The organism is Alicycliphilus denitrificans K601, assembly GCF_000204645.1.
Taxonomy (GTDB): Bacteria; Pseudomonadota; Gammaproteobacteria; order Burkholderiales; family Burkholderiaceae_C; genus Alicycliphilus; species Alicycliphilus denitrificans.
Genome location: NC_015422.1, coordinates 2,242,693 through 2,266,603, shown reverse-complemented (window position 1 = coordinate 2,266,603; position 23,911 = coordinate 2,242,693). Strand labels below are relative to the sequence as shown.

General features: G+C 65.7%; 26 protein-coding genes and 1 pseudogene. 11 read left to right on the top strand and 16 right to left on the bottom strand.

Annotation, left to right across the window (positions count from 1 at the left end; all coding sequences use genetic code 11):
• Positions 1-73: 73 nt before the first annotated feature.
• The gene (merR, locus tag ALIDE2_RS10795; protein WP_013722074.1) at positions 74-469 is read right to left on the bottom strand and encodes an Hg(II)-responsive transcriptional regulator; all 396 of its coding nucleotides are present in this window, start codon (positions 467-469) and stop codon (positions 74-76) included.
• Between the two features lie 73 nt (positions 470-542).
• Between merR and ALIDE2_RS10790 the strand changes: the two genes are divergently transcribed.
• Genes ALIDE2_RS10790 through ALIDE2_RS25435 form a run of 3 tightly spaced genes read left to right on the top strand, consistent with a single transcriptional unit; the run spans position 543 to position 1,403 of the window.
• Entirely contained in the window at positions 543-890 is a 348-nt protein-coding gene (locus ALIDE2_RS10790; RefSeq protein ID WP_013722073.1) for a mercuric transporter MerT family protein, read from the top strand.
• Positions 891-900: 10 nt separating this feature from the next.
• A complete protein-coding gene (merP, locus tag ALIDE2_RS10785) occupies positions 901-1,179 on the top strand; it encodes a mercury resistance system periplasmic binding protein MerP (protein WP_013722072.1) in 279 nt (92 codons plus the stop codon).
• The gene (locus tag ALIDE2_RS25435) at positions 1,176-1,403 is read left to right on the top strand and encodes a GDCCVxC domain-containing (seleno)protein (protein WP_013722071.1); all 228 of its coding nucleotides are present in this window, start codon (positions 1,176-1,178) and stop codon (positions 1,401-1,403) included. Before merP ends, ALIDE2_RS25435 begins: the two co-directional genes overlap by 4 nt.
• Before the next feature lie 204 nt (positions 1,404-1,607).
• Here ALIDE2_RS25435 and ALIDE2_RS10775 read toward each other — a convergent pair whose 3' ends face one another.
• The 5 genes and pseudogenes from ALIDE2_RS10775 to ALIDE2_RS24395 all read right to left on the bottom strand — a co-directional run.
• Positions 1,608-1,817, bottom strand: a complete 210-nt coding sequence (locus tag ALIDE2_RS10775) for a hypothetical protein (protein ID WP_013722070.1) — start codon at positions 1,815-1,817, stop codon at positions 1,608-1,610.
• Positions 1,818-1,879: 62 nt separating this feature from the next.
• Positions 1,880-3,946 (bottom strand): ParB/RepB/Spo0J family partition protein, encoded by a 2,067-nt coding sequence (locus ALIDE2_RS10770; RefSeq protein ID WP_013722069.1) that lies wholly within the window; start codon positions 3,944-3,946, stop codon positions 1,880-1,882.
• Positions 3,947-4,026: 80 nt separating this feature from the next.
• A complete protein-coding gene (locus ALIDE2_RS10765; protein ID WP_013722068.1) occupies positions 4,027-4,857 on the bottom strand; it encodes a DUF932 domain-containing protein in 831 nt (276 codons plus the stop codon).
• Between the two features lie 748 nt (positions 4,858-5,605).
• A complete protein-coding gene (locus ALIDE2_RS10760; protein WP_013722067.1) occupies positions 5,606-5,956 on the bottom strand; it encodes a DUF2958 domain-containing protein in 351 nt (116 codons plus the stop codon).
• Between the two features lie 282 nt (positions 5,957-6,238).
• Positions 6,239-6,400: pseudogene (locus ALIDE2_RS24395) on the bottom strand (JAB domain-containing protein); the annotation flags it as partial.
• A gap of 139 nt (positions 6,401-6,539) precedes the next feature.
• Here ALIDE2_RS24395 and ALIDE2_RS10755 point away from each other — a divergent pair.
• Positions 6,540-7,799, top strand: a complete 1,260-nt coding sequence (locus ALIDE2_RS10755; RefSeq protein WP_013722066.1) for a tyrosine-type recombinase/integrase — start codon at positions 6,540-6,542, stop codon at positions 7,797-7,799.
• Positions 7,796-8,584, top strand: coding sequence for a tyrosine-type recombinase/integrase (locus ALIDE2_RS10750; protein WP_013722065.1), 789 nt, complete (start codon positions 7,796-7,798; stop codon positions 8,582-8,584). The genes ALIDE2_RS10755 and ALIDE2_RS10750 overlap by 4 nt, the downstream gene beginning before the upstream one ends.
• A 50-nt stretch (positions 8,585-8,634) precedes the next feature.
• Here the strand turns inward: ALIDE2_RS10750 and istB are convergent, their stop codons facing one another.
• The 4 genes from istB to guaB all read right to left on the bottom strand — a co-directional run bounded on the left by istB (position 8,635) and on the right by guaB (position 14,508).
• The gene (gene istB, locus ALIDE2_RS10745) at positions 8,635-9,438 is read right to left on the bottom strand and encodes an IS21-like element ISThsp10 family helper ATPase IstB (protein WP_005800888.1); all 804 of its coding nucleotides are present in this window, start codon (positions 9,436-9,438) and stop codon (positions 8,635-8,637) included.
• Positions 9,428-10,954, bottom strand: a complete 1,527-nt coding sequence (gene istA / locus ALIDE2_RS10740; protein ID WP_013721393.1) for an IS21 family transposase — start codon at positions 10,952-10,954, stop codon at positions 9,428-9,430. Before istA ends, istB begins: the two co-directional genes overlap by 11 nt.
• 388 nt (positions 10,955-11,342) lie before the next feature.
• Entirely contained in the window at positions 11,343-12,959 is a 1,617-nt protein-coding gene (gene guaA, locus ALIDE2_RS10735) for a glutamine-hydrolyzing GMP synthase (protein ID WP_013518793.1), read from the bottom strand.
• A 73-nt stretch (positions 12,960-13,032) separates the two neighbouring features.
• A complete protein-coding gene (gene guaB, locus ALIDE2_RS10730) occupies positions 13,033-14,508 on the bottom strand; it encodes an IMP dehydrogenase (RefSeq protein WP_013722064.1) in 1,476 nt (491 codons plus the stop codon).
• Positions 14,509-14,601: 93 nt separating this feature from the next.
• Between guaB and ALIDE2_RS10725 the strand changes: the two genes are divergently transcribed.
• Positions 14,602-15,105 carry a DUF4124 domain-containing protein gene (locus ALIDE2_RS10725; RefSeq protein WP_013518791.1) on the top strand — a complete coding sequence of 168 codons (504 nt, stop codon included), beginning with the start codon at positions 14,602-14,604 and terminating at the stop codon, positions 15,103-15,105.
• 8 nt (positions 15,106-15,113) lie between these two features.
• Here ALIDE2_RS10725 and ALIDE2_RS10720 read toward each other — a convergent pair whose 3' ends face one another.
• Together ALIDE2_RS10720 and ALIDE2_RS10715 are read right to left on the bottom strand one after the other, a co-directional pair.
• The gene (locus tag ALIDE2_RS10720) at positions 15,114-15,440 is read right to left on the bottom strand and encodes an RnfH family protein (protein WP_013518790.1); all 327 of its coding nucleotides are present in this window, start codon (positions 15,438-15,440) and stop codon (positions 15,114-15,116) included.
• Between the two features lie 9 nt (positions 15,441-15,449).
• Positions 15,450-15,890 carry a type II toxin-antitoxin system RatA family toxin gene (locus tag ALIDE2_RS10715; protein WP_013518789.1) on the bottom strand — a complete coding sequence of 147 codons (441 nt, stop codon included), beginning with the start codon at positions 15,888-15,890 and terminating at the stop codon, positions 15,450-15,452.
• Positions 15,891-16,036: 146 nt separating this feature from the next.
• Here ALIDE2_RS10715 and smpB point away from each other — a divergent pair, with 146 nt between their 5' ends.
• The 4 genes from smpB (at position 16,037) to ALIDE2_RS10695 (ending at position 18,383) form a co-directional block, all read left to right on the top strand.
• Positions 16,037-16,510: an SsrA-binding protein SmpB gene (gene smpB, locus ALIDE2_RS10710; RefSeq protein ID WP_013518788.1), complete on the top strand. Its 474-nt coding sequence runs from the start codon at positions 16,037-16,039 to the stop codon at positions 16,508-16,510.
• A 99-nt stretch (positions 16,511-16,609) separates the two neighbouring features.
• Positions 16,610-16,975: a COG4315 family predicted lipoprotein gene (locus ALIDE2_RS10705; protein ID WP_013722063.1), complete on the top strand. Its 366-nt coding sequence runs from the start codon at positions 16,610-16,612 to the stop codon at positions 16,973-16,975.
• A 16-nt stretch (positions 16,976-16,991) separates the two neighbouring features.
• On the top strand, positions 16,992-17,516 hold the full coding sequence (locus tag ALIDE2_RS10700; RefSeq protein WP_013518786.1) for an RNA polymerase sigma factor: 525 nt from the start codon (positions 16,992-16,994) through the stop codon (positions 17,514-17,516).
• A gap of 24 nt (positions 17,517-17,540) precedes the next feature.
• Positions 17,541-18,383: an anti-sigma factor family protein gene (locus ALIDE2_RS10695; protein WP_013518785.1), complete on the top strand. Its 843-nt coding sequence runs from the start codon at positions 17,541-17,543 to the stop codon at positions 18,381-18,383.
• Here the strand turns inward: ALIDE2_RS10695 and ALIDE2_RS10690 are convergent.
• Positions 18,334-19,425 carry an enoyl-CoA hydratase/isomerase family protein gene (locus ALIDE2_RS10690; protein ID WP_013518784.1) on the bottom strand — a complete coding sequence of 364 codons (1,092 nt, stop codon included), beginning with the start codon at positions 19,423-19,425 and terminating at the stop codon, positions 18,334-18,336. The two genes, ALIDE2_RS10695 and ALIDE2_RS10690, sit on opposite strands and share 50 nt — an antisense overlap.
• 333 nt (positions 19,426-19,758) lie before the next feature.
• On the opposite strand from ALIDE2_RS10690, the gene ALIDE2_RS10685 reads away from it, so the two are divergent.
• Positions 19,759-20,637 (top strand): class I SAM-dependent methyltransferase, encoded by an 879-nt coding sequence (locus tag ALIDE2_RS10685; protein WP_013722062.1) that lies wholly within the window; start codon positions 19,759-19,761, stop codon positions 20,635-20,637.
• 67 nt (positions 20,638-20,704) lie between these two features.
• On the opposite strand, the gene typA is transcribed toward ALIDE2_RS10685, so the two are convergent.
• The 3 genes from typA to rbfA are packed head-to-tail and all read right to left on the bottom strand — an operon-like array spanning position 20,705 to position 23,908.
• A complete protein-coding gene (typA, locus tag ALIDE2_RS10680; RefSeq protein WP_013518782.1) occupies positions 20,705-22,534 on the bottom strand; it encodes a translational GTPase TypA in 1,830 nt (609 codons plus the stop codon).
• Complete coding sequence (gene truB / locus ALIDE2_RS10675; RefSeq protein ID WP_013722061.1) at positions 22,531-23,535, bottom strand: tRNA pseudouridine(55) synthase TruB; 1,005 nt, start codon at positions 23,533-23,535, stop codon at positions 22,531-22,533. The genes typA and truB overlap by 4 nt, the downstream gene beginning before the upstream one ends.
• Complete coding sequence (gene rbfA, locus ALIDE2_RS10670; RefSeq protein WP_013518780.1) at positions 23,528-23,908, bottom strand: 30S ribosome-binding factor RbfA; 381 nt, start codon at positions 23,906-23,908, stop codon at positions 23,528-23,530. Before rbfA ends, truB begins: the two co-directional genes overlap by 8 nt.
• Positions 23,909-23,911 lie beyond the last annotated feature (3 nt).

Genomic DNA, 23,911 nt, shown 5'->3' with positions numbered 1-23,911 from the left:
TCTGCACTCAGCAAAAACCCGGATGCAGGGTGACGGCAGAAGTAAGGGTGTGGAAATCGAAGCTTCGCGGGCATCAGTCCGCACCCAGGGCGTGGATGATGGGGCAGTTACCCTTCATCGCGCCCGCATCGCACTGGCGCAGCAGAGTCATGAGCGCCCTGCGCATCGCCGCCAAGTCGGCCAGCTTGGTTTCGATAGCCTCCAGCTTGTGCGAGGCCAGTTCGCGCGTTTCGGCACAGGCATGGGCCTCGTCGAGTTCGAGCAAGCCGCCGATCTCTTCCAGCGTGAAGCCGAGTGCCTGTGCCCGCTTGATGAAGCGCACGCGCTTGACCGTGGTGGCGTCGTAGCGGCGATACCCGTGAGCCGGCTTGTCCGGCTCCGGCATCAGCCCGCGCCGCTGGTAGTAGCGGATGGTCTCGACGTTTACGCCAGCCTCGTCAGCCAGACCCCCTATCGTCAGCGCGCTCACTGGTCGCCCCCTTGACTCCGTAGCATGGTACGGAGTTTAGAGTGGCACGTGTCGAAGACGTTCACGCACGCTCATGTCCACCTTCAACTTCAAGAACTCGCTCGTCGCCGGGACGCTGGCTGCCATCGGCGCCTCGGTGTGCTGTGTGGTGCCGCTGGTGCTGCTGATGATGGGCATCGGTGGTGCCTGGATCGCCAGTCTCACCGCGCTGGAGCCGCTGCGGCCTTGGTTCATTGCAGCAACGTTTCTGTTCGTGGGTTTGGCGTTTCAGCGTCTGTACTTTCAACAGCCGGCCTGCGAGCCCGGCGCCGCCTGCGCCCAATCGAGCGTCCTCAAGCGCCAGCGGCTGATCTTCTGGGCCGTTGCGCTGGTGCTTCTCGCCTTGTTGTCGGTGCCCTGGCTGGCACCCTTGTTTTTCTGAAGGAGCTTTCATGCGCAAATCAGTCGTATCGCTGCTCGTCGCGCTGTCGCCGTTCGCTGCCCTGGCCGCAACGCCCCAGACGGCGACGCTCAATGTACAGAACATGACCTGCGAGCTGTGCCCGGTCACGGTGAAGAAGTCTCTGGAGAAGGTGCCTGGCGTTAGCCAGGTCAGGATCGACTTCGCCAAGAAGACGGCGACCGTCACGTTCGATGCAGAACAGGCCCAAGTCTCGACGCTCGTGAAGGCGACCACCGACGCGGGCTACCCTACGACGGTGCACAAATGATAGCAGGCACGCCCACACTGGAGTCGGTGCTGACCTGCCCGCACTGCGGGCATGTCAGGCGTGAGACCATGCCGACCGATGCCTGCCAGTTCTTCTACGAGTGCGAACGGTGCAAGACGTTGCTGCTGCCGAAGGCGGGCGACTGCTGCGTTTTCTGCTCCTACGGATCGGTCAAGTGCCCGCCCATGCAAATGCAGCAGAGTTGCTCAAGTTGCAGCACGTGATGGACGCCACGGCTGCAATCTGACTGACGCGCTGCGTGGGCAGGAGGCTCGCGCTTTCGACGCCGCAGCTTGAACCTCTACGAAAGCGGCGGCGTTCTGATTTGGTTGTTGGCCTTGAACACCGGGCGCGGCCACTGCCGCGCCCGGATTTTTGAAGTTCACCGCGCCCAGGGCGGAACGGCCTGGGCGCGGTGCTGAACGCGGTTATTCCTTCGTCTCGATGATCCACCACACGGCTCGCGGCAAGGCGTGGCCCGTGATGGGATGAATGTCGGTGAGGTCTGCGCGAGCCGTCCAGCCCGAGGGCGGGCGGTAGCCGCGCACATCGCCATCGCCGTGCCAGCGGCGGGCACGTACCGTGCCGGGCGCGTAGCTCGCCGCCATGCGCGGGCGGCTGGTAGTGGTGCGGGTCATGGGGGCTTCTCCTTCCAGCGAAGCGCCCCGGTCGAAGCCGGGGCGCTCGCCTTCTGCACGGGTCAAGCGGCCAGCGCCTCGGTGGGTTCATCCGCCATTGCCTCGGCATCCTCCGGGGCGTCCTGCTCCGGGCCTGCCTCCTGCGCGGCATCCTGCGGGCCTTCGGCCTTGAAGATGGCAGGCATCCAGCCCGTGCCATCGGCCAGCCGTTCGGCCTCGCTGGCAATGTCGGCCTTCTTCAACTTCGCCAGCCGGGAAACCTGATCGGGCGCGTACTCGCCCACGGCTTGCAGAACTGCCGCCTTCGGAACGTGCTTGAAATACCCCTCGGCGGTCGGCTGCCACCATGCGGTCATGTCGAGGCCCACGGCCTGCGCCAGTTCCACGCCGGGTTGGCGCGGCGTGGCGCGAGGCGTCACCACGTCCACCGTGGAAGCCACGCACACGGCCAGCAGCCGCACCAGTTCGTCTTGCGGCTTCGCCAGCAGCGCGGCGAACAGTTCGGCGCTGTCCTCCGGCAAGGCTTCGCCGGCTACCTGTTGCAGTTCGCGCAGTGCCACGGCGGCGGTGGAGTGAGGCCAGTCCGGGGCCATGCCTTCCAGCCGGTCTTGCACTTTCAGGCTCACGCCCAGCGGCAAGGAATCGCGCTTGAAGCCATAGCGGCTTTCCTGCAAGACGGTCTGCACCATGCTATGCACCACGGCGGCCAGCGCCGCTTGCGGGTGCCGGGCGACTTCGATTTGCAGCGCGGCGGTGCGGTGCGCGCTTAGGCGCTGCGCCAGCCGGTCGGACATGGCAGCGATCTTGGGCTGCCTTTCGTCGTCTCCGTCCTCGCCTTCGTCGTCGTTCTCGGCTTCGCTTTCGCTGCTGAAACCTTGGCGCAGCCGTTCCAGCGTGCGCAGCGCCTTGGCCTCGGCTTCGCGCAGCAGCCCGCGATGAATCACGGCTTCACCGTTGCGGTCGATGGTGACGATGGCACCGGCTGCGGCCTTCACGTTCGCGCCGTAGTCCTGCAAGCCATCTTCCAGCGCCTGCAACTGTTCACCCAGGGTTTCGCCTTCCTCCTGCAAGGCGTCGGCCTTGTCCTCGTCGTCGGCGTCCATCGCGGCGTCCACGGCTTCGGCCAGTTCGTGCATCTTGGTTTGCAGCTTCTCGATGCGTGCGGCTTCGCGCTTGTTCGGCTCGCGCCGTTCCCTCGGCGCAGGCTGGAAGGCGTGCAGGTCCGCATGGGTCACGCCCGGCGTGGCATCCACCCACGCCCAGCCCTCGGCGCGGACAGTGGCGGCGATGCCTGCCAGCTTGTCTTGCGCCAGCCGCTCCAGCAGCGCGGCATCGGTCAGATACACGCCCGCGTCATCTTCCGCGAACAGGTCACGGCGGATGCCGCCGCCTGCGGCTTCGTAGGTGTCCAGCCCGACGAAGCGCACCAGCGGATGCCGGTAGGCGTCGACTTCCCTTTCGGTCAGGCGTTCGCGCAAGTGCGAGGGATGCCGCTGCCACTGCGGCGCGTGGTAGAACGCGGCTTCCTGCATGGTGTGGTCATCGGTGATGGCAAGCGCCATCAACTGGTCAAGGCTCACGGCATCGGCCCGATAGTCGGCCATCAATCGCGGCGACACGTTCGCCAGCTTCAAGCGGCGCTGCACCACCAGCGGCGTGACGCTGAAATCTGCCGCAATGTCCTCGATGGGTCGCCCTTCGGCCACCAGTGCCGCGAAGGCTTCAAACTGGTCTGCCGGGTGCATGGCTTCGCGCTGCACGTTCTCGGTGAGGCTGGCCGTGCGGGCGGTGCCATCGGCCACCAGCAGGCAAGGCACCTCCCATTCCTTGCCGATGCGGTGCTTCTTCGCCAGCAGCTTCAACGCGGCCAGCCTGCGGCCACCGGCCACGACTTCGTAATGCTCGCCATCGGCGGATGCAATCACGATTAGGTTTTGCAGCAGGCCCACGCGCTGAATACTCGCGGCCAGCTCGGAGATGGACATGCGCGGGGTTTTGCGCACGTTGCGGCCCGTGGGGCGCAGCACCAGCCGCGACAGCGGAACCAGAATCAGGTTTTTCGTGGGGTCGGCAGCTTCCAGCTCGGGGGCTTGGATGGCGCGGGCTTCGGTTTGGGTGATGGCGTTCATGGTGATAACTCCTTGCGGTTAGGGAATGCAGCAGAGAAGAAAGCGGCAAGGGCTGCTGCCTGCCCCCGCCGCGTGGGGATTCAGGCTTTCAACTGGCGCAGGCCATCGGCCAGCATCCAGAGGGCGCGGTTCAGGCGCACATCGGAATCAATGCCCTGCACAGGTCGGGTTTGCTGGCGGCGTCCGTTGGCGCTGCGGCCATGCAATCCGCCCTTGGTCAAGTTCTCCTGCGTGCGGTTGAACACACTCCACAGGTCGGGGCGGCGGTCGTCGAACCGGCGCGGCATCAGGATTTGCGATTCGGTGATGGGCGCGGGCTTGTTGTCGGTGGGGTCGTACTTGAGGGCCAGCGCGGAACGGGCGAACACTTCGGCTTCGCTTTCATCCAGCGTGATCGCGCGCATGGCATCGCGGGATTCCTTCACCCGGTTGAAGCCGCGCAAGACTTCGTAAGCGCCTTCGATGACATGCCCGGAAACATCGCCTTTGTGGGGCACGCGCACATCGGCCACGGTGTCGCCGCAGACAAGGCCATTGCTGCAAACGAAGCGGAACATTCCGGCCAGCATCTGATAGCTGCTGGTGCCGTCGTGCGAGTTCAGCAGCACGATTTCGTTAGCCTCCTCGCCGTTGATCTGGCTGGCGTGGCGCAGGCGCAGCATGTGTTTCGTGTGCTCGCGCTTGCCTTCATCGCGCACACGGGTCTGCGTCACCATGAAGGGCTGGAAGCCTTCTTTGCGAAGCTCGGTCAGAACGGCGGCGGTGGGGATGTAGCTGTATCGTTCGGAACGGCTCTCATGCGGGGCGTCCGCGAAAATGGACGGGGCCACCCTGCGAATCTGGTCATCGGACAGCGGGTAGTCGCTGCGCAGCGACGGGGAGCGGGAAGCGAAACGGGATGCGATTTGCATGTCTTTCTCCTGAACAAAAAGGCTGTTGAAGAAAACCGCACACCGGATTCCTAGATTCGGAGCCCAGCCTTTCGGCTGTTCGGTGCGGTCGGCACGAGGAACCCGGTTGGCCCTCTTGGCCTGGTTCTCACCGTCTTTCCTGAGTTCATCGCCCGCGACGGTCAGGAGCGCGCGAACGGGCGCCGTCAAGGAGACAAGCGCAGGGTTGGTGCGGCCCGCAGGCGCAGCCGAGGACACGGCCCTGCGCGCCTTGACGGCACACGGGCGCGGGCTACAGTCGCGGACAAGGTGATGAATTCAGGGGAGACGGCTGGACATGGCAATGGCCATCCCACACGCCGACCGCACGGCAAGCGAAGCGCGCAGGCCCGAAGCTGGAAGCCGGGCCGAAGGCGTCAGCCGAGCGGAGCGAGGGAACGATGGAAGCCCGTCAGGGGCGAAACCCCGCAGGCGGCTCGATGCGCAGCACGACAGCGCGACCGGCCATCTCCCAGGGGGCCGGGGACGCCCAGCCTTCAATGCCGAAGAAACAGCAAGATCAGGGCGAGCACACCCAAGGCATTGTGGATCTGCTGCAAATGCGGTCTGACCGATCCGGCGTAGCCGGGTCGGCGGTGCTCAGGGGCGCCAAGCCTGCGCGGCGGGGATAGCCCGCAGGGCTTTCCCCTGGAGAACAAGCCGAAGGCGCGCAGGCATCGCGCCGCGTGGGCGCGATGCGAAGGGCGTCCCGCGACGCCCCAAGGCCGGGTCAGACGTCAACCCGCCCGGCCAGCCGCGCATCGCGCGCATAGGCGCTCAACCGCTTCTCGGCGCGAAACGACAGGTCGCGCTCGATCGGCAGGCCCAGCCCGCCGCGCACAGTCGCCAGCTCGCCCAGGCTGACCCAGCCGATTTCCGGCATCCCCAGGCCCAGGTCGCAAAGACCGAAGGCATGGTCGTGGTCATCGGGATCAATCTCGGTCAGCAGCCAGGTCGCGCCGGCGTCCGGCGTGAACAGCTTGATTACGGGCGCCGGATCGAAGTCCGGGTTGTCCAAGGATTCGCGGCCATTGGCCAGCAGCACGATGCGCTGCTCGTCGGTGATGAGTGCGTTGTTCATGGTGAACTCCCGAAAGGTTGCCGGGCGGAATTGCCCGCCCCTTCCGGGGCACGGCGCAGCGCAAGCAGTCAGGGGTCAGCGACGGCCGCCAGGCCGCAAGCGTGCAAGCACGCGCCGCCCTTGACGGCGAGAACGCCGTGGCACGATGAAAGGAACAGCAAGACCGCCTCCCTCGCACCTCAACGCACCCCGGCTTCCTGGCAAGTGCGCAACACGCGCAGGCCCGCGCGGGCCGGAGTTGCACCACCGGGCGCAGCAAAAAGGGAGCCGAAGCCCCCTCGGTCAAACCAGGCCGCGTTCGGCAAACGATGTGATGCTGCTGCCCGCCACGATGATGTGATCCAACGTGCGAACATCCACCAGCGCCAGCGCCTCCTTGAGCCGCTGGGTCAGTACCTCGTCGGCCCTGCTAGGCTCTGGATTGCCGCTCGGATGGTTGTGCGAATTTTGTGCCCTGTTTTCTTATGTGCCGTGCTTGGAGGCCAGGAGCGCACCTCCTGGGCCTCTGGTCAGAATCGGGGCACATAACAGCAGCCGCAGCGCAACATGACGTCCCCTTCATTTTCTCGGAGAGGTGATTGTCATGTTGGAACGTCATTTCCGGTCGCTCAAGGCGATCGACCGCATCAAGGCCCAGTGGCTGGGGCCGCAGATTGAGCGCTATGCACAGTTTCTGGACGAGTTGCACACGAGCAACTCCACGGTTCGGCAGCATGTTCGCGCTCTCGGGCACTTCAACGACTTCGTGATTGGCCGAGGTGCCACCTGTCTGGACGATCTACCCGACCATGTGGATGCCTTCGTGGAGCACTGGCAGGCCGGGCACGGACGCTGGTGCAAGAGCGCGCAAGATCGGGCCGCCGTCGTTGCACAAAGCCGTGTCCCAGTGGAACGGATGCTCAGCCTGGCCGTGCCTGGCTACACGCGGCCAAGCAACCGGCCGGCCATGCCGTTCTCCACCAGCGTTCCTGGCTTCTTTCCCTTCCTTCTCAAGGAGAAGGGTCTGCGCCAGACCTCGATACACAACTACACCTTCACGTTGCGTCCATTCGATTCATATTTGGCACAAGCAGGTATTTCCCTGGACAAGCTGACTCCAGCCTGCATCACCGAGTTCATCAATGACCGGGCGAAGACGTTGCACAAGTCCGGCATGCTCAATACGGCGGAGGCCTTGCGTGTCTTCCTTCGCTATCTGCACCGTGAAGGCATCATCGCCAACGATCTGGTTCGCAGTGTGCCGCGCGGCCGTGTCTACCGCCAGGCATCCATTCCGCGCGCCATCGGCTGGGCGGACGTCGAGCGATTGCTGGCCAGCATCGACCGCCGCAGCGACCTGGGTAAACGCGACTATGCCATCCTGACGTTGCTGACCAGCTACGGATTGCGTGCCAGGGAGATCGTAGCCTTGTGTCTGGACGATCTGGATTGGGCCCATGGGCAGATCGGCATTCCCATGCGCAAAGGCGGCCATTCGACCCGTTATCCGCTTTCGGCGGCGGTGGGCGAAGCGATCATCGCCTATTTGCATGTCCGAAGAACCGATATAGACGACCGCCGAATCTTTCTCACGGTCCGCTCGCCCTATACCCCGATGAACCACTGGACGGTTTCATCCATGGTGGCTGGCCATCTGCGCAGCATCGGCATTCAGGTAGCACGCGCCGGTTCCCACACCTTGCGTCACTCCTGCGTTCAGCACTTGGTGGAAGCCGACTTGCCATTCAAGGTCATTGGCGACTACGTTGGCCATCGCCATCCTGCATCCACACTGGTCTATGGCAAGGTGGCGGTGCACAAACTGCGAGAGATGGTCATTGGCCACGGGGAGGACGTGCTATGACCGCCCTCTGGAACGGCTTTCACAGCGCCTTGGCTCCTCACATCGAACAGTACCTGCGCGCCAAGCGCGCCATGGGATGCAAGTTCGCCTGCGAGGATCGTCAATTGCGACTGCTCGACCGATTTCTCGATGACCGCGGTGTCGAATGCATCGAGGCGATCGATGGAGAGTGCTTGCAGGCATTTCTGGATTCCCGCCATCGCACCAACCCTCGCAGCTACAACAACCTGCTCGGAGATGTCCGACGGCTGTTCGAGTGGATGGTCGGTCAGCAGGTTCTGGTGGGCTCCCCGTTGACGGCCAGGGCTCAACCTCAGACAGCTCGCCGGCTTCCCTTCCTGTTTTCAGACGACACCATCCGGCGCTTGCTGATCTCGGCCAGAGCGTTGCCAGACAACTCACGCGCTCAACTGCGGGGTGCCAGCTACGAGATGATCCTTGCACTGCTCGCGGGTCTTGGCCTGCGGGTGGGTGAAGTCGCTCGCCTCCAATGGGGTGACGTGGACCTGGTGCGAGAAGTGCTGGAGATCCGCAACACCAAGTTCGGCAAGGATCGGCTGGTGCCCTTTGGCCCCAAGCTGGCGGCCAGGCTGCGTGGCTACCAAGCCCAACGCGAGCAACGAGGCTACGCCTGCGCGGGCGCCCACTACCTGTTTTCCTGGAACGGCCGCACGCCGATCAGCACGAACAGCATCCGCAACACCTTCCGCGATGACTTGCTGCCTCAGCTCGCCCTGGTGACCCCGCCCGGTGTCTTTGGTCTGTTGATTTCCACGCAAAGCTGACCCACCATTTCCATCGAATCTTGACCCACCCTGGTTCGTGAGCTTCACGCTCACGTTGTGGATAAGTTCTTGGTCGCCTTCTCCTTCTTGGTGGTCTGTGGTGGTTGCTGTGCGGAGCTATTCTTGAACCGGTAGCTGTCATTGCCGGTCTCAAGAATATGGCAGTGATGCGTGAGCCGGTCCAGCAGCGCCGTGGTCATCTTGGCATCTCCGAACACATTGGCCCACTCGCTAAAGCTCAGGTTGGTGGTGATCACGACGCTCGTGCGCTCGTACAGCTTGGACAGCAGGTGGAACAGCAAGGCTCCTCCTGACGTGCTGAATGGCAGGTAGCCCAGTTCATCCAGGATCACCAGATCGGCATAGGCTAGGCGGTGCGCGATCTGCCCCGGCTTGCCCTGGGCCTTCTCCTCTTCCAGTGCATTGACCAGCTCCACCGTGGAGAAGAACCGCACCCTGCGGTGATGGTGCTCAATGGCTTGCACCCCGAGGGCTGTGGCGATGTGGGTCTTGCCCGTACCCGGTCCACCCACCAGCACCACGTTGTTGGCGTTCTCCAAGAATTCGCAGCGGTGCAACTGGCGTACCAATGCCTCGTTCACCTCGCTGTGGCTGAAGTCAAACCCAGCCAGGTCCCGGTACGCAGGGAACCTGGCCACCTTGAGTTGGTAGGCCACAGAGCGCACCTCCCGCTCGGCGGTCTCGGCCTTGAGCAGTTGGGACAGGATGGGCTGCGCTGCGTCGAAGGCCGGCGCACCTTGCTCAGCCAGTTCCGCAACCGCCTGGGCCATGCCGTGCATCTTGAGCTCGCGCAGCATGATCACGATGGAAGCGATGGCAGGGTCATGACGCATAGCGCACCTCCCTCAATTGGTCATAGCGCAGCACGTTGGCCTGGGGTTCCACAGACAGCTTGAGGGCCTGGGGCGAGGTGACCGGTGCTGGGGCGGGCTTACCGTCCAGCAGGCGGTGCAGCACGTTCAGGATGTGGGTCTTGCTGGCAGCCCCTGACTCCAGTGCCAACTCCACTGCAGCGAGCACAGCTTGTTCATCGTGGTGCAGCACCAGAGCCAGAACCTCCACCATCTCTCGGTCGCCGCCTGGCTGCTTCAAGAGGGCGGCCTGCAGGCGCTTGAAGGCTGCTGGCAGTTCCAGGAATGGAGCACCATTGCGCAAGGCCCCGGGCTTGCGCTGCAGCACTGCCAGGTAGTGGCGCCAGTCGTACACGGTCTGTCCCGCACCATGGTGGTTACGCTCGATCAGGCGCTGATGCTCGCACACGATCTGGCCTTCGGCGGCGACCACCAGGCGATCGGCGTAGACCCGCAGGCTCACCGGCCGATTGGCATAAGGCGCCGGCACGCTGTAGCGGTTGCGCTCGAAGTGGACGAGGCAGGTGGGTGAGACGCGTTTGGTGTGCTCCACAAAGCCATCGAAGGGCCGGGGCATTGGCATCAAGTCGTTCTTCTCCTCGGTCCAGATGTCCGCGACGGTGCCCGGCAGCTTGCCGTGCTCGATCTCGTGCCACAGCGCCACGCAGCGCTCTTCAAGCCATGCATTGAGATCGGGCAGGCTTGGGAATGGCGGCACTACCTGCCACAGGCGATGGCGGGCATCGCGCACGTTCTTCTCCACCTGGCCCTTCTCCCAGCCCGAAGCAGGATTGCAGAACTCGGCCTCGAACAGGAAGTGGCTGACCATGGCCGCAAAGCGCGCATTGACGTCGCGCTCCTTGCCACGGCGCACCCGGTCTACGGCGGTGCGCATGTTGTCGTAGATGCCACGGCGGGGCACACCGCCCAGGACTGCGAATGCATGGTTGTGGGCATCGAACAGCATCTCGTGCGTTTGCAGCGGATAGGCGCGCAGGTAGAACGCTCGGCTGTGGCTGAGCTTGAAGTGGGCTACCTGCAGCTTGGTGCGCACGCCGGCGAGAACAGCCCAGTCCTCGCTCCAGTCGAACTGGAAGGCCTCACCCGGACCGAAGGCCAGGGGAACGAAGGTGCCGCGGCCAGTGGTCTGCTGGGCCACAAGGCGCTGCTCGTGCCAGAGGCGGGCAAAGGCCGCTACGCGGTTGTAGGAGCCGCCATAACCGAGCGCCTGCAGATCCACGTACATCTGCTTGACGGTGCGGCGCTGCTTGCGGGATCGGCCAGCTTCCGTCTTGAGCCAGCCAGCGAGCTTCAAGGCGAAGGGATCGAGCTTGGATGGACTGACCCGCTTGGCATAGTGCGGCTCGGCCTCGCCTACGCGCAGGTACTTGCGGATGGTGTTGCGCGAGAGGCCCGTGCGGCGGGCTATCTCCCGGATGGACAGCTGCTCTCGCAGGGCCCAGCGCCTGATGACACTCAGTGTTGCCACGTCTATCACTCCTGGTCTCCTGCTGCTCAGCAAAGCAGCAGGTTAGGGTTAGTACGTGGGTCAGGTTTGGATGGAAATCCCGGGGGTTAGTGGGTCACTTCTGCGTGGAAATCAACACCGTCAGGTTTTACCGTCAGGGACCTGGAGACCTGCTGATGCCCGGAAAGCCCCATGAAACAAGCTTTCCCGAGAAGGCTTTTACCGTCAAAGACGGTAAAAGTCTGAATAGTGAACGAGAGTGTCTTAATCCGGCTTCGATTTTTACCGTCAGCTCTACCGTCAACTTTTTCTGCTGGCCGGCGATAGCTACCGATAGCTGCCGTGACGTATCTCTTTCAATATCAACACGTTACGTCGGATTCTCGATAGCTGGCGATAGTCCTCGAAGGACGTAAATTCACTCCCACTCGATCGTCGCCGGCGGCTTGCTGCTTACGTCATAGGTCACGCGATTGATACCACGCACCTCGTTGATGATGCGCCCAGAGACCTTCTTCAGCAGCTCGTAGGGCAGCTCAGCCCAGTCCGCCGTCATGAAATCCGAGGTCTGCACGGCGCGCAGCGCGACCACGTAGTCGTAGGTGCGGCCGTCGCCCATCACGCCCACGCTCTTCACGGGCAGGAAGACGGTGAAGGCCTGGCTGGTCAGGTCGTACCAGCTCTTGCCGCTGGCTGGATCGATGCAGGCACGCAGTTCTGCGATGAAGATCGCGTCGGCACGGCGCAGCAGGTCGGCGTATTCCTTCTTCACCTCGCCCAGGATGCGCACGCCAAGACCTGGGCCGGGGAAGGGGTGGCGATAAACCATCTCGCGCGGCAGGCCTAGCGCCACGCCCAGTTCGCGCACCTCGTCCTTGAACAGGTCGCGCAGGGGTTCGAGCAGCTTCAAGCCCAGTTGCTCAGGCAAGCCGCCGACGTTGTGGTGGCTCTTGATGGTGACGGCCTTTTTGCTCTTGGCGCCACCCGACTCGATCACGTCCGGATAGATGGTGCCCTGTGCCAGGAAGGTCGCGCCCTTGTGGCCGCCTCCTGCAGCCTTGAGCTTGGCGGCCTCGGCCTTGAAAACATCCACGAACAGGCCGCCGATGATCTTGCGCTTTTGCTCGGGTTCGGAGACGCCCGCGAGCTTGGAGAGGAACAGCTCGCTCGCATCCACGCGAATCACCTTCGCATGCAGCTTGCCTTCGAACATGTCCATGACCATGTCGCCCTCGTTGAGGCGTAGCAGACCGTGGTCGACGAACACGCAGGTCAGCTGATCGCCGATGGCACGGTGGATCAGCGCGGCAGCCACGCTCGAATCCACGCCGCCGGACAGGCCCAGGATTACCTCCTCGTCGCCCACCTGGGCGCGGATGGCCTCGACGGCCTCGGCGATATGGTCCTTCATGACCCAATCAGGCCTGGCTGCGCAAATGCCGAGAACGAAGCGCTCCAGCAGCGCCCGGCCCTGCACCGTGTGCGTGACCTCGGGGTGGAACTGCACGGCGTAAAAGCGCCGTGCCTCGTCCGCCATGCCCGCAATGGGGCAGGACGGTGTGGATGCCATGAGCTTGAACCCCGGCGGCAGCCCGGTGACCTTGTCGCCGTGGCTCATCCAGACCTTCAGCATGCCGTAGCCCTCGGGCGTAGCGAAGTCCTCGATGCCCTTGAGCAGTTCGGTATGGCCATGGGCGCGCACTTCGGCGTAGCCGAATTCGCGCGTGTGCGAGCCCTCGACTTTGCCGCCGAGCTGGTTGGCCATGGTCTGCATGCCGTAGCAGATGCCGAGTACCGGGACGCCCAGCTCGAACACCGCCTCCGGCGCCTTGTCGTCCACCTCGTACACGCTGGCGTGGCTGCCCGAGAGAATCACGCCCTTGAGCCTGCCATCTGCCGCAAAAGAGCGCACCCATTCGCTGCTGACATCGCACGGATGAACCTCGCAGTACACATGGGCCTCGCGCACGCGCCGCGCGATGAGCTGTGTGACCTGGGAGCCGAAGTCGAGGATGAGGATCTTGTCGTGTTGCATAGTGGAGCGACAGGGTCGGGAAAAGACAAAGGCCCGAACGCCTGCTCGGGTTCGGGCCTGGGGCGCGCGGATTTTAGTCGGCGCGGTAGTTGGGAGCTTCCTTGGTGATCTGCACATCGTGCACGTGCGATTCGCGGATGCCGGCGGCGGTGATCTCGACGAACTCGGCCTTGTCGTTCATCTCGGCAATGGTGGCGCAGCCGCAATAGCCCATGGCCGCACGCACGCCGCCTGCCATCTGGAACACGATTGACACCATCGAGCCCTTGTACGGCACACGGCCTTCGATGCCCTCGGGCACCAGCTTGTCGGCGTTGGGGTTGCCGGTGGTCGCTTCCTGGAAGTAGCGGTCGGCGCTGCCCTGCTGCATGGCGCCGATGGAGCCCATGCCGCGGTAGCTCTTGTAGGAGCGGCCCTGGTAGAGGATGACCTCGCCCGGCGCTTCTTCCGTGCCCGCGAACATGCCGCCCATCATGATGGTGGACGCGCCCGCGGCGATGGCCTTGGCGATGTCGCCCGAGAAGCGGATGCCGCCGTCGGCGATCAGAGGCACGCCCGTGCCCTTGAGGGCCGTGGCCACGTTGTCGATGGCCATGATCTGCGGCACGCCCACGCCGGCCACGATGCGCGTGGTGCAGATCGAGCCCGGGCCGATGCCGACCTTGACCGCGTCCGCGCCCGCCTCGACCAGCGCCAGCGCCGCTGCGCCGGTGGCGATGTTGCCACCGATCACGTCGACCTGTGGATAGTTCTGCTTGACCCAGCGCACGCGCTCAATCACACCCTTGCTGTGGCCGTGGGCCGTGTCCACCACGATGGCGTCCACTCCGGCCTTGACCAGGGCCGCCACGCGCTCTTCCGTGCCCTCACCCACGCCCACGGCGGCGGCCACGCGCAGGCGGCCCTCGCTGTCGCGCGCGGCGTTGGGGAAGGTGGTCTGCTTGTTGATGTCCTTGACGGTGATCAAGCCTTTGAGCTCGAAGCCATCGTTGACCACCAGCAGGCGTTCGAGCTTGTGCTTGTTCAGGAGCGCCTTGGCCTGCGCCGGGCTGGTGTGGTCTTTTTCGTTGACGGTGATGAGCTTTTCGCGCGGCGTCATGATCTGGCTGACCTTGACGTCGTAGCGCGTCTCGAAGCGCACGTCGCGGCTAGTGACGATGCCCACCACCTTGCCACCGTCGCACACCGGAAAGCCCGAGATGCCCAGGTTCTCCGACAATTCGAGCACCTGCAGCACCGTATGCTCGGGCGTGATGACCACCGGATCGTGCACCACGCCGGATTCGTGGCGCTTGACCCTGGACACCTCGGCCGCCTGCTGCTGGGCCGTCATGTTCTTGTGGATGACGCCGATGCCCCCCTCCTGCGCGATGGCGATGGCCAGGCGCGCTTCCGTGACGGTGTCCATGGCGGCGGACACGAGAGGCAGGTTGAGCTGGATGTTGCGCGTGAAGCGCGTGGAAAGGGAGGTGTCCTTGGGCAGGACCTGGGAGTACGCTGGCACCAGCAACACATCGTCGAAGGTGAGCGCTTTTCCGAGAAGGCGCATGTGAAAGCTCCAAAAAACGGATTGTACTCGCCGCGACACAAGCCACGCCCGCGCCCTGGCAGCCGGCCCATGGCCCCAGCTACACTCGCACGCATGAAACCATACAAGCTTGTTCTGCTGGCGCTGGCCTGTACCTGGGCCATCGGGGCCTTTGCGCAATGGCAGTGGGTGGACAAGGATGGGCGCAAGGTTTTCAGCGACCGACCTCCACCGCAGGACGTTCCCGAGAAGAACATCCTCAAGCAGCCCCACACAGGCAGCCCGTCGCGCCCGGCGGCCGCGCCTCAAGCCACGGCCGGCTCTGACGCCTCGTCCCCCGCGCAGGCCGCGCCCGGCACGGGCAAGGACAAGCAGCTGGAGGAGAACAAGGCCAAGGCCGAAGCCGCCGAGGCCGCCAAGAAGAAGGCCGAGCAGGAGCGCCAAGCCAAGGTGCGCGCCGACAACTGCGCGCGCGCCAAGCTGGTCAAGGCCCAGCTGGCTCCAGGCCGCTTGGTAAGCCACACCAACGCCAACGGCGAACGCAGCTTCATGGACGATGCGACGCGGGCGGCAGAGCTGAGCCGCGCAGATGCGGTGATCGCCTCCGACTGCCAGTAGGAGCCTGTTCAATATCCGGACTTGGAGCCGGCGCGGCGCTTGGCGAACAGGCCCGCCGCGCGCGCGCCCTGGCTCGCGAAGCGCTGGCGGCGCGCCAGCTTGGGGTCCACGGTCAGCGGGCGGCAGCACTCCACCCGGTCCCCGTCGCGCAGCCGCTCGTGCAGCTCGACCGCCCTGCCCCATATGCCGCACGCCAGGCGGCCATGCTGTACGTCGATATTGCACGCCAGCACCGCATCCGCCACGCTGGCGCCGGCGGGCAGCCGCAGCTGCCACTCGCGCACCTCGGACGCCTGCAGCGAGGCAGCCACCGTGACGCGCAGCATGTCGGCCATGCCCACTCCTCAGCCGTAGACCTGCTCGGCCCGCTTGATGAAGGCGTCGACGAAGGTGGCGGCAATGCGGTCGAACACGGGCCCGACCAGGGCGGCCAGCGCCTTGCTGTCAAAGCCATAGTGCAGCTGCAGCTCGACCTTGCAGGCACGCTGCGAGCCATCGCCCACGGGGTGGAAGTGCCAGTCCCCATCGAGCTTGGAGAACGGCCCCTCGACCAGCTCCATCTTCACGCGGCGGCCCTCTTCGTGGGTGTTGCGCGTCACGAAGGACTTGTGCAGCCCGCCAAGGGAGATGCCCACCTCCGCCTTCATTCCGTGCTCGCTGCGCTCCAGCACGGTGGCGTGGTCGCACCAGGGCAGGAACTGCGGGTACTTGGCCACGTCCGTCACGAGGGCGAACATTTCTTCGGGGCTGTACCAGATGAGAACGGACTTGTTGACGGTTTTCATGAAGACTGCGGGAACCGGGCTCGGGCCGTGCCGGCCGTCACCCCTCCAGGTAGGGATGCCGTGGATGCGCCCTAGAATCGTGGGGCGAGACGACAACAATTGTAGGGAGAGCTTGGATCTTCCGGTTTGCGCCGCATTTATTCACCATGGCCAAGAAACCCGAAACATCGTCACGCATCGCCGACAACAAGAAAGCGGCATACAACTACTTCTTCGAAGAGCGCCACGAGGCCGGCATGGTGCTGCACGGCTGGGAGGTCAAGGCGCTGCGCGAGGGCAAGGTGCAGCTCACCGACGGCTACGTGGTCATCAAGGATGGCGAGCTCTTCCTGATCGGCTGCCAGATCAATCCGCTGAAGACCGCGTCCACCCACGTCAATCCCGACGCCACACGTATCAAGAAGCTGCTGCTGCACAAGGACGAGATCCGCCGCCTCATCGGCAAGGTGGAACAGAAGGGCTACACCCTGGTGCCGCTGAACCTGCACTGGAAGGACGGTCGTGCCAAGTGCGACATCGCCCTGGCCAAGGGCAAGGCAGAACACGACAAGCGCGACACCATCAAGGAACGCGAGGGCAAGCGCGAGGTGGAGCGCGCCATGAAGAGCCGCCACCGCTGAACATTTTTTGCGCGGGCATGGAATAAATGTCCATCCGGCGGTGTTCATCCCTGCGTCAGGCCGCAATTTCGCCCGGCCGGCACCCCAACGGAGAACACCATGACCAAACTCGGTTCCTTGCTCGTCGCGCTGGCCCTGGCCGGCGGCTATTCCATGTCCCATGCGCAGGTGAGCGCCCAGGATGGCGTCCTCGTCGGGCCCAATGGCATGACGCTCTATGTCTTCGACAAGGACATGGCCGGCAGCGGCAAATCCGTCTGCAATGGCCCCTGTGCCACCAACTGGCCGCCCCTGGCCGCCACGGCGGCACCCAGCGGGGACGGCTATAGCCTGATTCAGCGCGACGACGGCACCAAGCAGGTGGCCTACAAGGGCAAGCCGCTGTACTACTGGAGCAAGGACAGCAAGCCCGGGGACAAGACGGGCGACGGTGTGAACAACGTCTGGCACACCGCCACGCCATGAGCACGGCAATGCGCCCATGAACCGCGCCCAGATCGTGGAACAGCTGCCCGGGCTGCGCCGCTATGCGCGCGCTCTCACCGGCGACGCCTGGGCGGCCGACGATCTGGTGCAGGACACGCTGGAGCGCGCCTGCCGCAAGTGGCTGCTGTGGCGCAGCGGCAGCGATCTGCGCGCCTGGCTGTTCACGCTGATGCACAACCTGTACCTGAACCAGCGCCGCGGCCTGTTGGCGGTGCAGGCGCTGGACGCGGAGAGCCTTGCCGCGCTGCCGGGCGCGGACGGCGCGGCGAGCGACGTCGCCATCGACCTCGACCGCTGCCTGCAGCGCCTGCCGGCGGAGCAGCGCGCCGTGCTCCTGCTGGTGACGCTGGAGGACATGGCCTACGCCGACGTGGCGCGCGTGCTGGACATTCCCGTGGGCACCGTGATGTCGCGCCTGTCGCGCGCACGCAGCCGCATGCGCGAGCTGCTGGAACAGGCCCCGGCCCATGCGCCCGCCTTCCCACGCGACCCGTCCACCCCTTTGCGCCGCATGAAATGAAGCGCCACCGCGCCAACACCTGCCATGAACTCCCCTCGCCCGCCCCTCCCCCCGAATGGCGCCGAACTGCATGCCCTGGTGGACGGGCGCCTGCCGCCGGAGCATGCCGAGCGGCTGCGCGCCAGCCTCGACGCCCGAACGCGCGAGGAGGCCGATGACTGGGAGCGGCAGCGCGCGTTGCTGCGGACATTGCACGCGGACTGGCTGGAGCGCCCCGTGCCCGACGCCCTGCGCCAGGCGGCCGACCAGCTGCAGGACACGCACGACGGGCGCAGCCGCTGGGCCCTCTGGGGCGGCATCGCCGCGAGCTGGGTACTGGCCTTCGGCCTGGGTTGGGGCCTGCACGGGCCCTGGGGCGGTGGCGCCACGCTGGCAGTGGCCCCCTCCTCGCCGCCCCTGCGGTTTGCGCAGCAGGCCGCCGTGGCCCATGCGGTCTACCAACCGGAACAGCGCCATCCCGTGGAGGTGACAGCGGCACAGCAGGATCACCTGGTGCAATGGCTGTCCAAGCGCCTGGCACGCCCGCTCACGGTGCCGCACCTGCAGGCGCAAGGCTTCGATCTGGTGGGCGGCCGCCTGTTGCCCGGTGGCAGCGGCGCACGCGCCCAGTTCATGTACCAGGATACCGCGGGCAAGCGCATCACCCTGTACCTGGGAGCGCTGGAGGATGCGCAGGCCGAGGCCTTCCATTTCTACAGCCAGGGGCCGGTGTCGGGCTTCTACTGGGTGGAGCACGGCTTTGGCTATGCGCTCAGCGGCGAGCTGCCGCGGCCCGCGCTGCAAGCGCTGGCCACGGCCGTGTACCAGCAGCTGCAGCTCAGCGCAGCGCCGCCAGAGGGTGAGCGTGCGCCGGCCAGGGGCTCTTGAAGAAGGCCTGCACCAGCTCGGGGCTCACGTCCTCGATGCGTGCGGGGCGCCAGGCGGGGTTCTGGTCCTTGTCCACGGCCAGGGCGCGGATGCCTTCCAGGGTCTCGCTCTCGCCTGGGCGCAGGTAGAAGCAGTGGCGCACCATATCGCGCTCCATGCGCAGGTCGTCGGCCAGGCCCATGGCGCGCGCGCGGCGGATCTGCTCCAGCACCACGTGCAGCATCAGCGGCGAGCGCTTGCGCAGCGTGGCGGCCGTGGCGCGTGCCCAATCGTCATTGGCACGCTCCAGCGCGGCCACGATGGCGGACACGCCGTCCAGCGCGAAATATTGGTCAATTTGGGTTCTAGCGCTTATCTGGCAAGCGCCAGCAGCTACGAACTTTGAGGCAACCCACTGCTGCGCCGCCGCGCCGTCGGCAAACGCCTGCGTGCCCAGGCCCTCCCACACGGCCGCCTGCTGGTCGGCGGGGAGGAAGCCGTCCGCAAGACCGAAGGCGATCGCGTCGGCCGCGCCTATGGTGTCGCCCGTCAGGGCCAGCCACTCGCCCACGCGGCCGGGGCAGCGCGAGAGGAAGTAGCCGCCGCCCACGTCCGGGAACAGGCCGATCGCCGTCTCGGGCATGGCCATCTTGGTACGCTCGGTCACGATGCGCAGGCTACCGCCCTGGCTGATGCCCATGCCGCCGCCCATGACGATGCCGTCCATGAAGGCGATGTAGGGCTTGCCGTAGTTGTGGATCAGGTGGTTGAGGGCGTATTCCTCGGTGAAGAAATCTTCGAGCTGCGGATTGCCCACGCTGCCCGCGGCGTGCAGGAAGCGGATATCGCCGCCCGCGCAGAAGGCGCCGAACGGGCCCTCGCGGCCATTGCCGCGGATCGCCACGGCCAGCACCTTGTCATCGTGCTGCCAGGCCAGCAGCGTGGCCATCAGGTCGCGCACCATGCCCAGCGACAAGGCGTTGAGCGCCTTCGGGCGGTTCAGCGTGATGCAGCCCACCCGGCCGCGCACCTCGGCCACGACTTCCGTTGCCATCTCCGTCATTGTTGTTCCTTCCATCCAAGTAGTTGTTGTGCCGCCGCCCGGCGGCAAGCCGGGCCCGTCATGTGAACCGCGCATGTTAGCGGCTGCAGGCCCGTCCATGGCGCAGCGGGATGCTCGGCAGGGCGGGATCGAGTGAAAGCACAATGTTTTCACACTTGTTTCTTGCACTTTCAACTTCCAGGGTATTGCGCCGCGCCCGCCTGGCATGGCCCTTTTGCGCGGGCGCGGTCGACTTGATGCAGCGCAAAGACGCACCCCCCCATGCTTGCCCTTCCCCACCCGGGCACGTAGATTGGGGAGCGCTGCCACACCCCTAGCATTGAGGCGCACGCCATGCAATCCAGGCCAACCCAAAAGGCTCTGCCGCCCACCTCCCCGGCGCCTGCCCCGGCCGTGGCGCCGCGCACCCTGCCCCTGCATGCCGTGCCCAGCACGCTGCTCATTCCCCTGGCGGCACGCGCCGCAGGCGATGCCTGCTTCCCCCACCTGGCCTGCGGCGACGCCGAGGCCTCCCGCCAGCTGCGCCACCTCGGCGTGGACGTCAGCACCTACCTGGCGGACCGCCCCACGGTCCTGAACGTCCTGTGGCGCACCCGGCGCATCCGGGCAGCGGGCCGTGCCTTCTTCGCCCGGCACCCGCACGCCTGGGGCATCAACCTGGGGTGCGGCCTGTCGCATTATTTCCAGTGGCTGGACAACGGCCGCAACACCTGGGTCGATGCCGACCTGCCCGAGGTCATGGCGCTGCGCCGCGCGCTGGATCCGCCGCTGTCGCCCCGGCTGCGCCGCGCCATACTCGACATCACGCATCCCCAATGGTGGCAGGCGCTGCACCTGCCGCGGCGCGCGCTGGCCCAGCCGCTGTTCGTGGTGTGCGAAGGCGTTCTCATGTACCTGCGGCCCGCGCAGGCGCGGCAGGTGCTGGCGCAGTTCGCCACCCATGCGCCCGCCGGCTCGCGCCTGTGGGTCGACGTGCTGCCCCAGTGCGCCGTCGGCCATGCCCGCTGGCATTCCAGCGTGGGCCGCACGGGGGCCGAGTTCCAATGGGGCATCCGCCACCCGGATGAGCTGTGCGCCAGCCACCCCCGCCTGCGCCTGCTGCAACTGCACAGCGTGGCCGAATGCTATGGCTGGCTGGGCCGGGGGCTCGATGCGCTGTGGAATCCCTGGATCGGCATGCCGCTGTACGGCCTTGCGGAGCTTGGGGTGTAGACGGCACCCGCATCCGCAAAAAAGGGAGCCCTCGAGGCTCCCTTTCTGCTGATGCGGCAGGCACTGGTCATGCGCCCTCGCGGCTGGCGCGCTTGCGCTCGTGCTCCTTCAGGTGGCGCTTGCGCAGGCGGATGCTCTTGGGCGTGATCTCCACCAGCTCGTCTTCCTCGATGAACTCCACGCCATATTCGAGCGACAGCTCGATGGGCGGGGTGACCTTGATGGCATCTTCCTTGCCGCTCACGCGGAAGTTGGTGAGCTGCTTGGTGCGCGTGGCGTTCACCACGAGGTCGTTGTCGCGGTTGTGCACGCCGACAATCATGCCCTCGTACACCGGGTCGCCCGCGCGCACGAACATGCGGCCGCGGTCGTCGAGCTTGCCCAGGGCATAGGTGAAGATCTCGCCGTCGTCCATGCTGATCAGCACGCCGTTCTTGCGCCCGCCGATCTCGCCCTTGTGCGGCTCGTAGCTGTCGAAGATGTTGCTGATGAGGCCCGAGCCGCGCGTGAGATTCAGGAACTCGTTGGTGAAGCCGATCAGCCCGCGCGCCGGGATGCGGTACTCCAGCCGCACGCGGCCGCGCCCGTCCGGCTCCATGTTCACGAGCTCGCCCTTGCGCTCGCCCAGCGCCTGCATCACGCCACCCTGGTGGCCTTCCTCGATGTCGGCCGTCACCAGCTCGATGGGCTCGCAGCGCACGCCGTCGATGTCCTTGAACACCACGCGCGGCTTGCTGACGGCCAGCTCGTAGCCCTCGCGGCGCATCTCTTCGAGCAGGATGGTCAGGTGCAGCTCGCCGCGGCCCGAGACCTCGAAGATGCCGTCCTCGTCGGTCTCCTTCACGCGCAGCGCCACGTTGGAGCGCAGCTCCCTTTGCAGGCGGTCCCAGATCTGGCGGCTGGTCACGAACTTGCCCTCGCGCCCGGCCAGCGGGCTGGTGTTGACGCAGAAGTTCATGGTCAGCGTCGGCTCGTCGATCTTGAGCATGGGCAGCGGCTGCGGATTGGCGGGGTCGGTGATGGTCTCGCCGATGCCCACGTTCTCGATGCCGTTGATGAGCACGATCTCGCTCGGGCCGGCCTCGCTCACCTGCACGCGGTCCAGGCCCTGGAACTGGTGGATCTGGTTGATGCGGCCCTTGTAGCTGGCGCCATCGGGCCCGGCCATGACCAGCACGTCCTGGCCTGCCTTAAGCGTGCCCTGGGTGATGCGGCCCACGCCGATGCGGCCCACGAAGGTGGAGTAATCCAACGCCGAGACTTGCATCTGCACCGGCGCCGCCGGGTCGCCCTTGACCGAGGGCACGTGCTTGAGGATGGTGTTGAACAGGGCCGACATGTCGGGGCCCCACTGCTCGCCGGGCGCGCCCTGCTCCAGCGAGCTCCAGCCGTTGATGCCCGAGGCATAGACCACGGGGAAGTCGAGCTGCTCGTCGGTGGCGCCCAGCTTGTCGAACAGGTCGAACGCGGCGTTGACCACGTAGTCGGGGCGCGCGCCGGGCTTGTCCACCTTGTTCACGACGACGATGGGCTTGAGCCCCAGCGCCAGCGCCTTCTTGGTCACGAAGCGCGTCTGCGGCATGGGACCTTCCTGCGCGTCGATCAGCAGCACCACGCCGTCCACCATGGACAGGGCGCGCTCCACCTCGCCGCCGAAGTCCGCGTGGCCGGGCGTGTCGAGGATGTTGATGTGCGTGCCCTCCCAGGACACGGCGCAGTTCTTGGCCAGGATGGTGATGCCGCGCTCGCGTTCGATGGCGTTGCTGTCCATCACGGTGTCCACGACCTTCTCGTGGGCGGCAAAGGTGCCGGACTGGCGCAGCAGCTGGTCCACCATGGTGGTCTTGCCATGGTCGACGTGGGCAATGATGGCGATGTTGCGGATTTGTTTGCTCATAGCGTTGTTTCCAATGTGCCGCGTTCTATGTGGGCGCGCGGCGCGCCTTGCAGAATCTGTTGGATCTCCAGGGGGCTCAGAAGCCGGTCGGGGATCAGCTCCCCCTGCAGCACGTGCCCCACGCCCAGCAGCGCGTGCGGGCGCTCGCCGTAGACGGCCACGGCGCCGGCATCGGGCCAGGGGCCGCGGCGGCGCATGCCCGAGAGGAAGCGCCCGGCATCCTGCTCCCCCAGGGTGACGACCACATGACCGGCCAGCAGCGTCTGCACCGGCTGCAGCAGGCCCAGGCGCGCGTCCTCGTCAAGCGCCTCGATCTGCGCCAGCGTGACGCAGCGCTCCACACCCAGGCCACCGGTATCCAGGCGGCGCAGAAAGGTGAGGTGCGCGCCGCAGCCAAGGGCCCCGCCTATGTCCTCCCCCAGGGTGCGGATGTAGGTGCCCTTGCTACAGGTCACTGTTATTTTGATAGCTGCTTGCGCTTGTCCAGCAAGCGTTAGAGCCAGATTCAATGCATGAATCGTGACATCGCGCGCGGGACGCTCGACCTCGACCCCGGCACGCGCGTATTCGTACAGCGCCTTGCCGTCCTTCTTCAGGGCGCTGTGCATGGGCGGCACCTGGCGGATGGGGCCGGTGAACTGCCGCTGCACCTCGGCCAGGCGCTCGGGCGTGAGCTGGGCGGGATCGACGGCGCGCCGCTCCAGCACCTCGCCCTCGGCGTCGCCAGTGGTGGTGGTGGTGCCCAGCAGGGCGATGGCCTCATAGGTCTTGGGCGCGTCCAGCTGCAACGCGCTGAACTTGGTCGCCGCGCCAAAGCACAGCGGCAGCACGCCGGTCGCCAGCGGGTCGAGCGTGCCGGTGTGGCCAGCCTTTTCGGCGCGCAGCAGCCACTTCACCTTTTGCAAGGCGTCGTTGCTGGAAAAGCCCAGGGGTTTGTCGAGCAGCAGCACTCCGTGCACCGGGCGCCGCTGCACCCGGACACGGGGAGCGCGCTCAGTCATTGACGTCGTCGTCCTTGGAACGCGATGCCACAGCACGCGCGATCAGCGCGTTCATGTCGGAGGCGCGCTCGGTGGTGCGGTCAAACACGAAGTGCAGTGTGGGCACGGTATGGATGGACAGGCGCTTGAACAAGCCGTTGCGCAGGAATCCCGCGGCCTGGTTCAGCGCCTCCTGCGTGGCCTGGCCGTCGCCTACCAGCACGCTGAAGAACACCTTGGCGTGCGCGTAGTCGGGCGTGACCTCCACGGCCTGCAGCGTGCACATACCGATGCGCGGATCCTTGAGGTCGCGGATCAGCTCGGCCAGGTCGCGCTGGATCTGGTCCGCGACCTTGAAGCCGCGGTTGGGCGTGGAAGACTTCTTGGCGGCCATGGC